At 62.8% G+C, this 13,715-nt stretch carries 15 protein-coding genes; 7 read left to right on the top strand and 8 right to left on the bottom strand.

Annotation, left to right across the window (positions count from 1 at the left end):
* Positions 1-63 precede the first annotated feature (63 nt).
* The 3 genes from H6X51_RS09825 to crp all read right to left on the bottom strand — a co-directional run bounded on the left by H6X51_RS09825 (position 64) and on the right by crp (position 2,850).
* A complete protein-coding gene (locus H6X51_RS09825) occupies positions 64-786 on the bottom strand; it encodes a 16S rRNA (uracil(1498)-N(3))-methyltransferase (protein WP_185267372.1) in 723 nt (240 codons plus the stop codon).
* Between the two features lie 3 nt (positions 787-789).
* Positions 790-2,142: an adenosylmethionine--8-amino-7-oxononanoate transaminase gene (locus H6X51_RS09820; protein WP_185267371.1), complete on the bottom strand. Its 1,353-nt coding sequence runs from the start codon at positions 2,140-2,142 to the stop codon at positions 790-792.
* 63 nt (positions 2,143-2,205) lie between these two features.
* Positions 2,206-2,850 (bottom strand): cAMP-activated global transcriptional regulator CRP, encoded by a 645-nt coding sequence (gene crp / locus H6X51_RS09815; RefSeq protein WP_185267370.1) that lies wholly within the window; start codon positions 2,848-2,850, stop codon positions 2,206-2,208.
* 181 nt (positions 2,851-3,031) lie between these two features.
* Here crp and H6X51_RS09810 point away from each other — a divergent pair, with 181 nt between their 5' ends.
* Positions 3,032-3,454, top strand: coding sequence for an OsmC family protein (locus tag H6X51_RS09810; protein ID WP_185267369.1), 423 nt, complete (start codon positions 3,032-3,034; stop codon positions 3,452-3,454).
* 112 nt (positions 3,455-3,566) lie between these two features.
* Here the strand turns inward: H6X51_RS09810 and coq7 are convergent, their stop codons facing one another.
* Positions 3,567-4,211, bottom strand: coding sequence for a 2-polyprenyl-3-methyl-6-methoxy-1,4-benzoquinone monooxygenase (gene coq7, locus H6X51_RS09805; RefSeq protein ID WP_185267368.1), 645 nt, complete (start codon positions 4,209-4,211; stop codon positions 3,567-3,569).
* A 42-nt stretch (positions 4,212-4,253) separates the two neighbouring features.
* Positions 4,254-4,592, bottom strand: a complete 339-nt coding sequence (locus tag H6X51_RS09800) for a histidine triad nucleotide-binding protein (RefSeq protein ID WP_328795654.1) — start codon at positions 4,590-4,592, stop codon at positions 4,254-4,256.
* Positions 4,593-4,671: 79 nt separating this feature from the next.
* Between H6X51_RS09800 and H6X51_RS09795 the strand changes: the two genes are divergently transcribed.
* Entirely contained in the window at positions 4,672-6,153 is a 1,482-nt protein-coding gene (locus tag H6X51_RS09795; protein ID WP_185267366.1) for an AAA family ATPase, read from the top strand.
* On the opposite strand, the gene hemJ is transcribed toward H6X51_RS09795, so the two are convergent.
* Positions 6,150-6,572 carry a protoporphyrinogen oxidase HemJ gene (gene hemJ, locus H6X51_RS09790; RefSeq protein WP_185267365.1) on the bottom strand — a complete coding sequence of 141 codons (423 nt, stop codon included), beginning with the start codon at positions 6,570-6,572 and terminating at the stop codon, positions 6,150-6,152. The genes H6X51_RS09795 and hemJ overlap by 4 nt on opposite strands.
* Positions 6,573-6,689: 117 nt before the next feature.
* Between hemJ and argC the strand changes: the two genes are divergently transcribed.
* The 4 genes from argC (at position 6,690) to erpA (ending at position 9,315) form a co-directional block, all read left to right on the top strand.
* Positions 6,690-7,724, top strand: a complete 1,035-nt coding sequence (gene argC, locus H6X51_RS09785; RefSeq protein WP_185267364.1) for an N-acetyl-gamma-glutamyl-phosphate reductase — start codon at positions 6,690-6,692, stop codon at positions 7,722-7,724.
* Positions 7,724-8,470, top strand: coding sequence for a DUF6776 family protein (locus H6X51_RS09780; protein ID WP_185267363.1), 747 nt, complete (start codon positions 7,724-7,726; stop codon positions 8,468-8,470). Before argC ends, H6X51_RS09780 begins: the two co-directional genes overlap by 1 nt.
* Positions 8,470-8,895, top strand: coding sequence for a bactofilin family protein (locus H6X51_RS09775; protein WP_185267362.1), 426 nt, complete (start codon positions 8,470-8,472; stop codon positions 8,893-8,895). Before H6X51_RS09780 ends, H6X51_RS09775 begins: the two co-directional genes overlap by 1 nt.
* A 66-nt stretch (positions 8,896-8,961) precedes the next feature.
* Positions 8,962-9,315, top strand: a complete 354-nt coding sequence (gene erpA, locus H6X51_RS09770) for an iron-sulfur cluster insertion protein ErpA (RefSeq protein WP_185267361.1) — start codon at positions 8,962-8,964, stop codon at positions 9,313-9,315.
* 16 nt (positions 9,316-9,331) lie between these two features.
* Here the strand turns inward: erpA and H6X51_RS09765 are convergent, their stop codons facing one another.
* Together H6X51_RS09765 and H6X51_RS09760 are read right to left on the bottom strand one after the other, a co-directional pair.
* The gene (locus H6X51_RS09765; protein ID WP_328795653.1) at positions 9,332-10,432 is read right to left on the bottom strand and encodes an anhydro-N-acetylmuramic acid kinase; all 1,101 of its coding nucleotides are present in this window, start codon (positions 10,430-10,432) and stop codon (positions 9,332-9,334) included.
* Positions 10,433-11,890, bottom strand: a complete 1,458-nt coding sequence (locus H6X51_RS09760) for an OapA family protein (RefSeq protein ID WP_185267360.1) — start codon at positions 11,888-11,890, stop codon at positions 10,433-10,435. It lies immediately after the preceding gene.
* 239 nt (positions 11,891-12,129) lie between these two features.
* On the opposite strand from H6X51_RS09760, the gene tyrS reads away from it, so the two are divergent.
* A complete protein-coding gene (gene tyrS, locus H6X51_RS09755; RefSeq protein WP_185267359.1) occupies positions 12,130-13,329 on the top strand; it encodes a tyrosine--tRNA ligase in 1,200 nt (399 codons plus the stop codon).
* The last annotated feature ends 386 nt before the right edge of the window (positions 13,330-13,715 follow it).

Here is a 13,715-nt window from a genome sequence, read left to right as displayed (position 1 = left end):
TCGGATGATGATGTGGTTGAAAAAACGGCTGAACATTACCCAAGCCGCCGGACAGGGTCAATTTCAGAAATCACCCCATAATTGCTGGGCAATGCTCAGGGCAACCACGGGTGCCGTCTCGGTGCGCAATACCCGTGGGCCGAAGCGGGCAGCCTGGAAGCCGGCGGCCTCGGCCTGGCCGATTTCCGCCGCGCTGAGGCCGCCCTCGGGACCGATCAGCAGCCCCAGACTGGTTGGCGCTGGCAGGCTGCGCAGGTCCTGGTCGGTGCGATGATGCAGTACCAGTTTCAGCTGCGCCTGCAGGCCGGCCAGCCACTCGCTCAGTGCCATGGGCGGGTTCACCACAGGTACCCGGCTGCGACCGCACTGTTCGCAGGCGCTGATCGCGATCTGCTGCCAGTGCTGCTGGCGCTTGTCAGCCCGCTCGCCCTGCAGCCGCACTTCGCAGCGCTCGGTGAACAGCGGGGTGATCTGCGTCACGCCCAGTTCCACTGCCTTCTGGATCGCCCAGTCCATGCGCTCGCCACGGGACATGGCCTGGCCCAGGTGGACCGCCAGTGGCGATTCGGCCTGGCCATCCACGGCGGCGGCCAGGGCAATGCGCACCTGACGCTTGCCGACCTCCAGCACCTGGCCCGGCCATTCCTGGCCGGAGCCATTGAATATCTGCACCGGTGCGCCGGGGCCCAGCCGCAATACCCGGCCGACATAATGCGCCAGGTCACCTTCCAGCGACTGTTCGCCTTCGGCCAGTGGTGCGTCCAGATAGAAGCGGGAGACGCGCATCGGTCAGTTCCTGGTGGCCTGCTCGATACCTTCCCAGGCGACGCTGGCCAGGTGGTCGATCTGCTCGGGGGTGATGATATAGGGCGGCATGAAGTACACCACACTGCCCAGCGGACGCAGCAGCGCTTCATGCCGCAGGCCGTACTCGTAGACGCGGATGCCGCGACGCTCCTGCCAGGGGTAGGGGGTGCGGCTGGCCTTGTCCTGGACCATCTCGATGGCCAGCACCATGCCGGTCTGGCGCACCTCGGCGACATGTGGGTGCTCGGCGAAATGCGCAGTGGCCTTGGCCATGTGCGCGGCCAGCGCCTGGTTGCTGGCGATCACGTCGCTCTGCTCGAACAGCTCCAGGGTCGCCAGCGCCGCGGCACAGGCCAGCGGGTTACCGGTGTAGCTGTGCGAGTGCAGGAAGGCGCGCAGGGTCTCGTAGTCGTCATAGAACGCCTGATACACCTCATCGGTGGTCAGACACACGGACATTGGCAGGTAGCCGCCGGTGAGCGCCTTGGACAGGCACAGGAAGTCCGGGCTGATGCCGGCCTGCTCGCAGGCGAACATGCTGCCGGTGCGGCCGAAGCCGACCGCGATCTCGTCGTGGATCAGGTGCACGCCATAGCGGTCGCAGGCCTCGCGCAGCAGTTTGAGATACACCGGATGGTACATGCGCATGCCGCCAGCGCACTGGATCAGCGGCTCGACGATCACCGCGGCGACCTGCTCGTGGTTTTCCGCCAGCGTCCGCTCCATGTGCTGGAACATCAGCCGGCTGTGTTCTTCCCAGCTGCTGCCCGGTTCGCGGTGGTAGCAATCCGGTGAGGGTACGGTGATCACGTCCATCAGCAGCGGTTCGTAGGTCTCCTTGTACAGGGCCACATCGCCCACCGCGAGGGCGGCCAGGGTTTCGCCATGATAGCTGTTGGACAGGGTGACAAAGCGCTTCTTCTGCGGCTTGCCGCTGTTGAGCCAGTAATGGAAGCTCATCTTCAGCGCCACCTCGATGCACGAGGAGCCGTTGTCGGCGTAGAAACAGCGGGTCAGCGGCGCCGGCGTCATCGCCACCAGACGCTCCGACAGCTCGATCACCGCCGGGTGCGAGAAACCGCCAAGAATGACGTGTTCGAGGGTGTCGAGCTGCTGCTTGACGCGCTGGTTGATGTGCGGATTGGCGTGGCCGAAGATGTTCACCCACCAGGAGCTGACCGCATCCAGATAACGATTGCCGTCGAAATCATGCAGCCACACGCCCTCGCCCCGCTGGATCGGGATGATTGGCATGTGTTCGTGATCCTTCATCTGGGTGCAGGGATGCCAGAGCACCGAAATGTCCCGCTGCATCCACTCGTTGTTCAGTCCCATGCTTGCCTCGCCGGATGAAAAGTGTCCGGCGATTGTACCTCAGGCAGACACCGGCTGCAGGCCCTAGCGAGTGCCGTAGATCACCATGGTCTTGCCCTTGACGCTGATCAGCTCCTGTTCTTCCAGGGTCTTGAGCACGCGCCCGACCATCTCGCGGGAGCAGCCGACGATGCGGCCGATTTCCTGGCGGGTGATCTTGATCTGCATGCCGTCGGGGTGGGTCATGGCGTCAGGCTGCTTGCACAGCTCGAGCAGGGTAGCGGCGACACGGCCGGTGACATCGAGAAAGGCCAGGTCGCCGACCTTGCGGGTAGTGCGGCGCAGGCGGTCGGCCATCTGCCGGCCCACGGCGTAGAGCAGTTCCGGGTCACGCTCGGTGATTTCGCGGAACTTGGCGTAGGTCAGTTCGGCCACTTCGCATTCGGTCTTGGCCTTGACCCAGGCGCTGCGGTCCTGCTCGACCTGCTCCTCGTCGAACAGACCCATCTCGCCGAAGAAATCACCCTGGTTGAGATAGGCGATGATCATGTCGCGACCCTGATCGTCCTCGATCAGTATGGTGACCGAGCCCTTGACGATGTAGTACAGGCGGTCGGAAATGTCACCGGCGTGAATGATGGTGCTGCGCGGGGCGAAGCGACGGCGATAACACTGTCCCAGAAACGCATCGAGATTCTTTATCTTGGGGGGCAGGGAAAGAGCAACCATTCTTGTCATCCTGTCATATATGATCGGGCAGACCATGCAAACATGGGCATCCTTGCAGCCTCTTCATGAGACCAATCCGGATTATGTCCAGTTTTCGGTGGAATGGCCAGCATCTGCCGCTGTGCCGGCGGTGTGCTATTCTCCGCCGCCAGCGAACAACGCATTGCAGCGGGAGAGCGGAATGAAAGCGCATATCAAATGGGTAGACGGCGCCATGTTTCTCGGCGAATCGGGCAGTGGCCATACCATCGTCATGGACGGGCCGGAGGAAGCCGGTGGGCGCAACATGGGCGTGCGGCCGATGGAGACGGTGCTCATTGGTCTGGGTGGCTGTGCCAGCTATGACGTGGTCAGCATCCTGAAAAAGGGCCGCCAGGACATTCGTGACGTGCACACCCTGCTGGAAGCCGAGCGCGCCGACAGTGAGCCCAAGGTGTTCACCCGGATCCACGTGCACTTCGTGGTGACTGGCAAACAGTTGAAGGAAGCGCAGGTCAAGCGCGCCGTCGAACTGTCCGCCGAGAAATACTGCTCGGCCTCGATCATGCTCGGTCGTGCCGGGGTCGAGATCACCCACGACTATGAGATCGTCGAGATCGACTGAGATGCGCTGGAGATGCTGGCGTTTCATCGTGCAGTGTGCGCGCTTCCAGTGTGCAGGCACGAGTCTCCCCTCGCCCCTTGCGGGAGAGGGGTTGGGGGAGAGGGGGAGAGCTTTAAATGCGGTAGGTGACGCTGGTCATGGCCTTGGACATCAGCTTCATCGCCGCCTTCACCGGCCGCGGGAAGACCACCCCGCCGGCCTGCAGCGCCTGACTGCCGTGCTCTATCTCATCCTCGCGCATCTGTTCGAGGATCGCTCGGGACTTGAGGTCGTCTTCCGGTAACTGGCGCAGGTGATCGTCCAGATGGCGCTCCACCAGTTGCTCGGTAGCGGCGACGAAGCCCAGGCTGATGCGGTCGCTGATCTTGCCGGCCGCCGCGCCAAGACCGAAGGACAGCCCATAGAACAGCGGATTGAGCAGACTGGTGCGACTGCCCAGCTCGCCGAGGCGCTGCTCGCACCAGGCCAGGTGGTCGATCTCCTCGGCGGCGGCCTGCTCCATCTGGCCGCGCACCTCCGGCAGCTTGGCGGTCAGCGCCTGGCCCTGATACAGGGCCTGGGCACAGACCTCGCCGGTGTGGTTGATGCGCATCAGCCCGGCCACATGCCGGCGCTGCTCATCGGTGACCGCATCGGCACGCAGGTGCTGTGCCGGTGATGGCCGCCCGGCCTGGGCCGCGCCCGGCACCAGGGTGCGCATGGCCTGCTCGGACTGGCACAGCAGGCGGTCGAACAGGCTGTATTGGCGGGTACTCATGTCATCTCTCCTGAAACCGGTTGCAGTGTGGGTCGTCGGGCTTCAACCCGGAGGCCAGCCCATCTGCCGCTGGCCCAGCACATGCAGGTGGATGTGGTAGACCGTCTGGCTGCCCATTTCCTTGCAGTTGAACACGGTGCGAAAGCCGCCCTCGCAACCCAGCTCCAGGGCCAGGCGCTGGCCGACATAGTTCATGTAGCCAACCAGTTCGCAATCTTCCTCTGTCATGTCGTTCAGAGTGGCGATATGCTTTTTCGGGATCACCAGAAAATGCACCGGAGCCTGGGGGTTGATGTCATGGAAGGCCAGGACGCGATCATCCTCGAAGATCTTCTTTGACGGGATCTTGCCTTCGGCAATGCTGCAGAACAGACAATCCACTGTGTGCTCCTCGTTATCGGTGGTAGTGTCGTCCAGTTTAACCAACCACCGACGGAATGGAACAGGGCCGGGATGCGTAATGAAGAATGATATCCATGATCTGGGGCTGGTACTGGACTCCCGGGTCCGCCTGATCGTCATCGAATCCTGGGAAGAGCTGCGCGTGCTCGAGGCGATTGCCACGCTGGCGGTCAAGCGCAGCCAGACCTGGTATACCTGGAACCAGGTCGAGGGTCTGCAGCGCCTGGGCTTCGGTACCGCGATCGATAGCGCCGAGGATCTCGGCGACCCGGAGCAGGCGCTTGACTACGTTCGCCGTCAACGCGAGCCGGCGCTGTTCGTGTTCTGCGACCTGCACCCGTTCATGCAGTCACCACGACTGGTCCGGCTGCTGAAGATGATCGCCATGGACCCGGCCGAGCAGGCGCCGACCCTGCTGCTGGTCAGCCATGAGCTGCCGCTGCCAGCGGAACTGCGCCGGCTGGCGGCGCGTATCAGCCTGAGCATGCCCTCGGATGAGCAACTGGCGGCGATCATCCGCGAGGAAGCGGCGCGCTGGACCGAACGCAACCAGGGGCGGCGGGTGCGTACCGACAGCCGCACCCTGGAACAGGTGGTGCGCAACCTGCGCGGGGTTACCCATGAGGAGGCACGGCTGCTGGCGCGCAAGTTGATCGTCGACGACGGGGCGATCACCCAGGAAGACCTGCCGGTGCTCAACCGCGCCAAGTTCAGCCTGCTGGACATGCAGGGTGTGCTGAGTTTCGAGCAGGATACCGCACGCTTTGCCGACGTCGGCGGCCTGGCGCAGTTCAAGCGTTGGCTGGCCGACCGCCAGGCGGCCTTCAATCGCCCCGGTGCGGCCGCGGACATGCCCAAGGGGGTATTGCTGGCCGGTGTGCAGGGCTCGGGCAAGAGCCTGGCAGCGCGGGCCGTGGCCGGCTTGTGGGGCCTGCCGCTGTTGCGGCTGGATTTCGCGGCGCTGTACAACAAGTACATCGGTGAAACCGAGAAGAACCTGCGCGAGGCACTGACCATGGCCGATGCCATGGAGCCCTGCGTGCTGTGGATCGACGAGATCGAGAAGGGCTTGGCCGATGATGGCGCCGACCAGGGCGTGTCGCGGCGGGTGCTGGGCACCCTGTTGACCTGGATGGCCGAACGCCGCAGCCGGGTATTTCTGGTGGCCACCGCCAACAACGTGATGCAGCTGCCGCCGGAGCTGATCCGCAAGGGCCGGCTGGACGAGCTGTTCTTCGTCGACCTGCCGGATGCGCGGGTGCGTGAGGACATCTTCCGTATCCACCTCGGCAGCCGCGAGCTGCCGGTCGAGCGCTTCGACCTGACCGCGCTGGCGGTGGCCAGTGAAGGTTTTGCCGGGGCCGAGATCGAACAGGCGGTGGTATCCGCGGTCTACAGTGCCGCGGCCCGTCAGGAAGAGGCCGGGCAGGCCCACGTACTGGCGGCGCTCAGCGAGACCTCACCGCTGTCGGTGGTCATGGCCGAGCGTATCCAGGCATTGCGCGACTGGGCCCGCCACCGGGCGGTGATGGCGGATTAGAACGGCTTGAGCACCACCAGCAACACGGCGCCGACCAGCACCAGCACCGGCGCCTCGTTGAACCAGCGGTAGAACACATGGGAGCGGGTATTGCTGTCATTGGCGAAGCGCCGCAGCTGTGCACCGCACAGGAAGTGGTAGACCACCAGCAGGGCTACCAGCGTCAGCTTGGCATGCAACCAGCCCTGCTGCAGCCACTGCGGCATGAGTACCAGCAGGGCAATGCCGAGCCCGACCGCGACCAGCATGGAGGGTGTCATGATGCCGCGGTACAGCTTGCGCTCCATGATCTTGAAGCGCTCGCGGCTGGTCTGGTCTTCGCTCATGGCGTGGTAGACGAACAGTCGTGGCAGGTAGAACAGCCCGGCGAACCAGGTGATGACGGCCATGATGTGAAAGGCTTTGATCCATAGATACACGTGAGGCTCCTGGTTTGACGTTATGGCGCGCTGGTAATTTCCCGCAGCGCTTTTATCATAGAGGGCTTGGGGTCGGACAGGCCCGTGTTGGCCATGTTAATAGAATCGAGGCGTGAAATGATCAAGATAGGCATTGTAGGGGGAACCGGGTATACCGGTGTCGAATTGCTGCGGTTGCTGGCGGCACACCCGCAGGCACGTGTCGAGATCATTACCTCGCGATCGGAAGAAGGCGTACGGGTAGCGGACATGTACCCCAACCTGCGTGGCCATTACGATGACCTGGCTTTCAGCGTCCCGGATACCGAGACCCTCGGTCGCTGCGATGTGGTGTTCTTCGCCACCCCGCATGGCGTAGCTCACGAACTGGCCGGCGAGCTGCTGGCCACCGGTACCCGCATCATTGACCTGTCGGCGGATTTCCGCCTGCGCGACGCCGAGCTGTGGGCCAGGTGGTACGGTCAGCCGCATGGTGCGCCGCAGCTGCTGGAGGAGGCGGTTTACGGTCTGCCCGAGGTCAACCGTGAGGCGATCCGCAGCGCCCGGCTGATCGCCGTGCCCGGCTGCTATCCGACCTCGGTGCAACTGGGTCTGATCCCGCTGCTGGAAGCCGGCCTGGCGCAACCGCACAACCTGATTGCCGACTGCAAGTCCGGCGTCAGCGGTGCCGGTCGCGGGGCCAAGGTCGCTTCGCTGTTCTGCGAGACCACCGAAAGCATGAAGGCCTACGGCGTACCCGGACACCGGCACCTGCCGGAGATCGTACAGGGCCTGCAGCGTGCCGCCGGCGGCGAGGTCGGGCTGACCTTCGTGCCGCACCTGACGCCGATGATTCGCGGCATCCACTCCACCCTGTATGCCCATGTGCCGGACCGCAGCGTCGATCTGCAGCAGCTGTTCGAGCAGCGCTATGCCAACGAGCCCTTCGTCGATGTCATGCCGGCCGGCAGCCATCCGGAGACCCGCAGCGTACGCGGTGCCAACGTCTGCCGCCTGGCGGTGCACCGGCCGCAGGATGGTGATCTGGTGGTGGTGCTGTCGGTGATCGATAACCTGGTCAAGGGCGCCTCCGGGCAGGCGATCCAGAACATGAACATCGCCCTGGGGCTGGACGAGAGTCTGGGCTTGCAACAGCCGGCGCTCATGCCCTGATGGATAGCGAAAAGGTCGACCAGCCCCTGACCGAGCAGAGTATCGAACGGCGCCCGGCCAACCCGCCGCCGCGCCGGCGCCTGCCTGTCTGGCTGTTGCTGGCCGGCCTGCCGCTGTGTGGCTGGCTGGGCTGGACGGCGGCGATGCACTCGGCGCAGATGCAGGACTACCAGCGCCTGCGCGAGGAGCGGGCCGGCATGCAGGCCGAACTCGAGGATACGCGCCTGCGCCACCAGCAACTGGAGGTGGACCTGCTGGTCGCCCGCCAGTCCGTCACTGATGGCCAGCAGGTGATCACCGATCTCGAGCAGCAGCTGTTTCGTCTGCAGCAGGATCTGGCCCAGTACCAGGGTGCGCTGGCGCCCAATGCCATGGCTCCGGGGGTACGGATTCAGGCTTTTGAGCTGCAGCGCACGGACGTGCCCGGGGTTTTCCGCTACAAGGTCATGGTCAGCCGGGTCGGCAATGAAAGCGATACGGTGCAGGCGACCCTGGGGATCGAGGTGCAGGGGCGCCAGGATGACCAGCAAGTGCGGATTCCACTGGCAGAACTCACGGCTGACCGCACCGAGACACTGGCGCTGAATTTTCGCTATTTCCAGGTGGTACCGGCCAATGGCGGCGAGGCCGAGTTGATGCTGCCGGTGGGATTTGTCCCCGAGCGGGTACACCTGAAAGTCGAGCATGACGGTAAGCTGTTGCTGGAACAGACCGTGGAATGGACTGAGACGGGAGTCGGATCCTGATGTTGAAACTGGACAGACGCAAGAACACCACGCTCAGCCAGTATGCTGGCAAGACCACGGTGATTGCCGCAGACACCGAAGTGCGCGGCGACCTGCGCTTCGGTGGTGCGGTGCAGGTGGATGGCAGGGTGATCGGTAACATCGATGCGGAAGAAGGCCTGGTCCTCGTTGCCCAGGAAGGCTACGTCGAGGGCATCATCAAGGCGCCGAGCGTGGTGGTCAATGGTGTGATCGTCGGCGACGTGCATGCCTTCGAGCATTTGCAGCTGGATGCCGAGGCGCGGATAGACGGTGATCTGTACTACCGGTTCATGGAGATGGTGTCCGGCGCGCAGATCAATGGCCAGCTGCATTATCTTGGCGACGGGCGCGCCGATGCCGGTGCCGGCGAGCTGGCGGGCCGACGCGAATTCAAGAGTAGTTGACCAAAAGAGTCGGGCAAACGGATAATAGCCGGCTTGTTGTGCTGCGGCACTGCCGCCGGAGGATGTATGTCTAGTGCTGAAGTTTTTACCCCTGCTCCCATGCAGTTTTCCGATAGCGCGGTGGACAAGGTCCGCTCGCTGATCGAGGAGGAGGGTAACGAGCGCTTGAGTCTGCGCGTATTCGTCACTGGTGGGGGGTGCTCCGGTTTCCAGTATGGCTTCACTTTCGATGACGAACTGGCCGAGGACGATACCGTCATCGAGCGTGGTGGTGTGCGTCTGGTGGTGGACCCGATGAGCTTCCAGTACCTGGCCGGCTCCGAGGTGGACTACCTGGAGGGGCTGGAAGGCTCGCGCTTCGTCATCAACAACCCGAACGCCGCCACCACCTGTGGCTGTGGCTCGTCATTCTCCATCTGAGGTTTCGGCCGGTATCTCAGGCCGGGTAGATCGCCCCCAGAATCCGTTCCCCGCTGGCCCCGGTGACCGCAGGCAGGTTGCCGCTCTGGCGCAGCTCGCAGCGCCAGGCCAGCCAGGCGAAAGCCATGGCTTCCATCCAGTCGGGGTCCACTCCCAGCACTGCAGTGCTATGTACCAGCTGGGGCGCCAATAACTGCTGCAGGCGTTCCATCAGCCAGCCGTTGCGTGCGCCACCCCCACAGATATACACCGCTTCGGGTTGCTGCGGGCAACTGGCGAGCGCCTCGGTGATACTGCGTGCGGTCAACTCCAGCAGGGTGGCCTGCACGTCGGCCGGGTGGTCCTGGCGATCATCGAGCTGTCGCTGCAGCCAGGCGGGGTGAAAGTACTCGCGACCGGTGCTCTTGGGTGCCGCGCGGCCGAAGTAGGGGTCCTGCAATAGCCTGTCCAACAGCTCGGGGATCACCTGGCCGCTACGTGCCCAGGCGCCATCGGCATCGAACAACTGGCCGGTATGGCGCTGTATCCAGTGGTCCAGCAATACGTTGCCGGGACCGCTGTCGAAGCCGCACACCTGATTGTCTGCGCTGAGCAGGGTCAGATTGGCGAAGCCGCCGATATTGATCAGCACCCTGGACTGTTGTGGATCGCTCAACAGCCAGGCATGGAAGGCCGGGACCAGCGGCGCACCTTCGCCGCCGGCGGCCAGGTCGCGACTGCGAAAATCGCTGATTACATCGACCCCGCACAGTTCCGCGAGCAGCGCAGGAGCGCCGATCTGCACGCTGAAACCGGATTCCGGGTGGTGACGAATGGTCTGCCCATGGCTGCCGATAGCCGAGACCTGGCTGGCGCTGATGCCGTGCTGCTGCAGCAACTGGTGTACACCCTGCGCCGCCAGGCGCGCCCATTGCTGACCGGCGATACCGGCCCGGTGGATCTCGTCGTCGCCGGGCTGGCACAGCGCAAGCAGGTCGTTGCGCAGGTCGGGAGGAAGTGGCAGGCACAGTGCGCCAACGAGTGTGGCGCGTGGTGAGGTGGGGGAAAAGGCGGTCAGGGCAATGTCGACACCATCCAGGCTGGTGCCTGACATGATGCCGACATATAGCGCGCTCACTCAGTCGTCCAGCTGGGCCAGTTGGGTCGCACCCTGCTGATCGAGGCTGGCCATCAACTGATTGCTCAGTGTCATGAAGGCTGTGCGCTCGCTCTGCGGAATGGGATCGGATGCCGGCAGCTTGACGCTGAGCGGGTCGACGTGGGTGCCATTGACCTGGAACTCATAGTGCAGGTGCGGGCCGGTCGCCAGACCGGTGGCGCCGACATAGCCGATCACCTGGCCCTGGGATACGTTGCTGCCCGCGCGCAGGCCCGAGGCGTAACGGCTCATGTGTGCATACAGGGTCTGGTAGGTCTGGCCGTGCTTGATCACCACGGTGTTGCCGTAGCCGCCCTTGCGCCCGACATGCACCACGCGGCCATCACCGGTGGCCTTGATCGGCGTACCGGTGGCGGCTGCATAGTCGACACCCTTGTGCGCGCGGATCTTGTTCAGCACCGGGTGGCGGCGGCCAGGGTTGAAGCGTGAGCTGATGCGAGCGAACTCGACCGGCGTGCGGATGAACGCCTTGCGCATGCTGGTGCCGTCTGCCCGGTAATAGCTGCTCTGGCCGTTGCGGTCAGTATAGCGTACGGCGGTATAGGTCTTGCCGCGGTTGGTGAAGCGGGCGGCGAGGATATTGCCGGTACCGACGCGCTGGTCGTCGACGTGTTTCTCTTCGAACAGCACTTCGAAGCTGTCGCCCTGGCGGATTTCACGGGCGAAGTCCACGTCATAGCCGAAGATGTTCGCCATCTGCATGGTCAGGTTGTGCGACAGGCCGGCATTCTGCGCGGCGAGGAACAGTGAGCTGTCGATACTGCCGTTGGCGAAGCGGGTGCTGACCTCGGGCTCGATGACATCCTTGCTGAACGCGTAGCTGTCGCCATCGCGGTCGATGCGAATGGTTTCCAGGCTGTTGAGCTTGGAGCGCATACCCAGCAGTTGGCCCTCGTCATCCATCTTGAAGTCGACCTCCTGGCCGACGCGCAGGCGGGTGAATGCCTTGGCGTCCTTGCTGCTGTTGACCACCGCATGCAGGGTGTTGGCAGACAGTCCGGCATTCTGGAACAGGATGGACAGGGTATCGCCGGGTGCCACGGTCACGCTGTTCCACTCCGGGGCAGGTGCTGCGACGGATGCGACGGGCTCGACCGCTACCGGTTGCAGGCTGATGCCTGCCTGCACGACTTCCGGCGAGGCGGTGGTATGCATGGACTCGGAAGTGCTGGTCAGCTCCAGCGGCGAGGTGAGTGTGACTGTTTCGCTGATCAGGGCATCCAACTCTTCAGAGAGCGCAGGTTCTGACGCTTCCAGGCGCAGTTCCTGCAGGTCGAGCTGGACCAGGGTTTTCTTGGCTTCGACTTCGGTTGTGGGGATGACGAGCAGAAAAATGCTCAGCGCGGCGGCGATACCACTGGCAGCCATCAGGTGGCTTTTCGGGTAGCGCGGTGACTTTGACTTGTGATGACCCATAAGCGCTCTTCTGGTTGATTCTGTGAAAAGTGAAGTAACTTGCTAAATTATAACCGAAAGTGCCTTAAGGCAAGGTTTTTGCGTACCCGTCCGTCAGGTTTTCGGCGTCATTTTCAAGTCTGTGCTAGTCACGGGTCGGCTGCATCGCCGGGTCAAGTTTAATCTTGGTCGTCAATGTTGTATCGTTTCTCCCCTTTCTTCTTTGACCTTTATCAAACTTCACTGAACAGGAATCAAGCATGAAGCCGGTTGACGAGCAGTTGGCGCTGATCAAGCGCGGGGCGGACGAAATATTGGTGGAAGCCGAGCTGCGAGCCAAGCTGGAGCGCGGCACTCCGCTGCGCGTCAAGGCCGGCTTCGACCCGACGGCTCCTGATCTGCATCTGGGGCATACGGTGCTGATCAACAAGCTGCGCCAGTTCCAGGAGCTGGGCCACGATGTGCTGTTCCTGATCGGTGACTTCACCGGCATGATCGGCGACCCCAGTGGCAAGAACGCCACTCGCCCGCCGCTGACCCGCGAGCAGGTGCTGGACAATGCCGAGACCTATAAGGAACAGGTATTCAAGATTCTCGATCCGCAGCGTACCCAGGTGATGTTCAACTCGCAGTGGATGGATGATTTTTCCGCTGCGGACATGATCCAGCTGGCCGGCAAGTACACAGTGGCGCGGATGCTCGAGCGGGACGATTTTGACAAGCGCTACAAGGGTGGGCAGTCGATCGCCATTCATGAATTCCTCTATCCGCTGATCCAGGGCTATGACTCGGTGGCGATGCGCGCCGATATCGAGCTGGGTGGTACCGATCAGAAGTTCAACCTGCTGATGGGGCGGGAGTTGCAGCGCCAGTATGGACAGGAGCCGCAGATCACCTTGACCATGCCGTTGCTGGTCGGGCTGGATGGCGAAATGAAGATGTCCAAGTCCCTTGGTAACTATGTCGGGATCAACGATCAGCCGGGGGTGATGTACAACAAGATCGTCTCCATGCCCGATACGCTGATGTGGCGCTACTTCGAGTTGCTCAGTTTCCGCAGTATGGAGGAGATCGCTGGCCTGCGTGCCGATGTCGAGGCGGGAGCCAACCCGCGGGATATCAAGATCAAGCTGGCGGAAGAGTTGGTGGCACGCTTTCATGGGGAAGAGGCTGCAGTCAGTGCCCATCGTTCGGCAGGCAATCGGTTGAAGGATGGCGAGCTGCCGGAGGATCTGCCGGAAGTGGTTATCGAATCAGCAGCGGATCTGCCGATATCGGCGGTGCTGAACCAGGCCGGTATGGTGAAGAATGCGGCGGCGGCACGGGATCTGCTCAGCGCCGGCTCGGTGAAGGTCGATGGCCAGGTAGTGGATCGAGAATTCGTGTTCCAGCTGGGCTCGGAACATGTCTGTCAGGCCGGCAAGAAGAAATTTGCCAGAATTACCGTGAAAAGCGCTTGACGGCAAAACTGTCGGGCCTATAATGCGCCCCTCGCTTGTCGCGTTGGGGTTTGAAAACCTCAATTAAATCAAGGGGTTATCCTGTTTTGCACGATGTGCTCAGGGTGATTTTCCAGTTGACAGACAAGCGAAACGGCGTAGAATGCGCCGCTCACCGCCAGGGTGGTTCGGACAAGGTTTCGAACAGCCAGTGACCGGTGAGAACGGATTGAACGGAAGGCGTTGACACAGGGGTTTAGTCCTGTAGAATGCGCCTCCCTGGCCCGGAACGGCAAGATGGTTTCAGGTCGGATCTTCAGGTGGTGAGCGTGCAGATTGCCTCACAAAAACACTTGACAGATCAGAAGGTTGGCGTAGAATGCGCGGCCTTGGTTGAGCAGAGACTG

The sequence above is a fragment of the Halopseudomonas xiamenensis genome, assembly GCF_014219065.1.
Taxonomy (GTDB): Bacteria; Pseudomonadota; Gammaproteobacteria; order Pseudomonadales; family Pseudomonadaceae; genus Halopseudomonas; species Halopseudomonas xiamenensis.
The sequence above is the reverse complement of the archived record's forward strand: the minus strand, read 5'-3'. Positions and strand labels throughout refer to the sequence as shown.

Bases quoted from the DNA above. Each gene is read 5' to 3' on its own strand.
- argC (WP_185267364.1), top strand. From the start codon at position 6,690: ATGATCAAGATAGGCATTGTAGGGGGAACCGGGTATACCGGTGTCGAA.
- H6X51_RS09760 (WP_185267360.1), bottom strand. From the start codon at position 11,890: ATGGGTCATCACAAGTCAAAGTCACCGCGCTACCCGAAAAGCCACCTG.
- H6X51_RS09810 (WP_185267369.1), top strand. From the start codon at position 3,032: ATGAAAGCGCATATCAAATGGGTAGACGGCGCCATGTTTCTCGGCGAA.
- H6X51_RS09775 (WP_185267362.1), top strand. From the start codon at position 8,470: ATGTTGAAACTGGACAGACGCAAGAACACCACGCTCAGCCAGTATGCT.
- H6X51_RS09825 (WP_185267372.1), bottom strand. From the start codon at position 786: ATGCGCGTCTCCCGCTTCTATCTGGACGCACCACTGGCCGAAGGCGAA.
- erpA (WP_185267361.1), top strand. From the start codon at position 8,962: ATGTCTAGTGCTGAAGTTTTTACCCCTGCTCCCATGCAGTTTTCCGAT.
- tyrS (WP_185267359.1), top strand. From the start codon at position 12,130: ATGAAGCCGGTTGACGAGCAGTTGGCGCTGATCAAGCGCGGGGCGGAC.
- coq7 (WP_185267368.1), bottom strand. From the start codon at position 4,211: ATGAGTACCCGCCAATACAGCCTGTTCGACCGCCTGCTGTGCCAGTCC.
- H6X51_RS09820 (WP_185267371.1), bottom strand. From the start codon at position 2,142: ATGGGACTGAACAACGAGTGGATGCAGCGGGACATTTCGGTGCTCTGG.
- crp (WP_185267370.1), bottom strand. From the start codon at position 2,850: ATGGTTGCTCTTTCCCTGCCCCCCAAGATAAAGAATCTCGATGCGTTT.
- H6X51_RS09795 (WP_185267366.1), top strand. From the start codon at position 4,672: ATGAAGAATGATATCCATGATCTGGGGCTGGTACTGGACTCCCGGGTC.
- H6X51_RS09780 (WP_185267363.1), top strand. From the start codon at position 7,724: ATGGATAGCGAAAAGGTCGACCAGCCCCTGACCGAGCAGAGTATCGAA.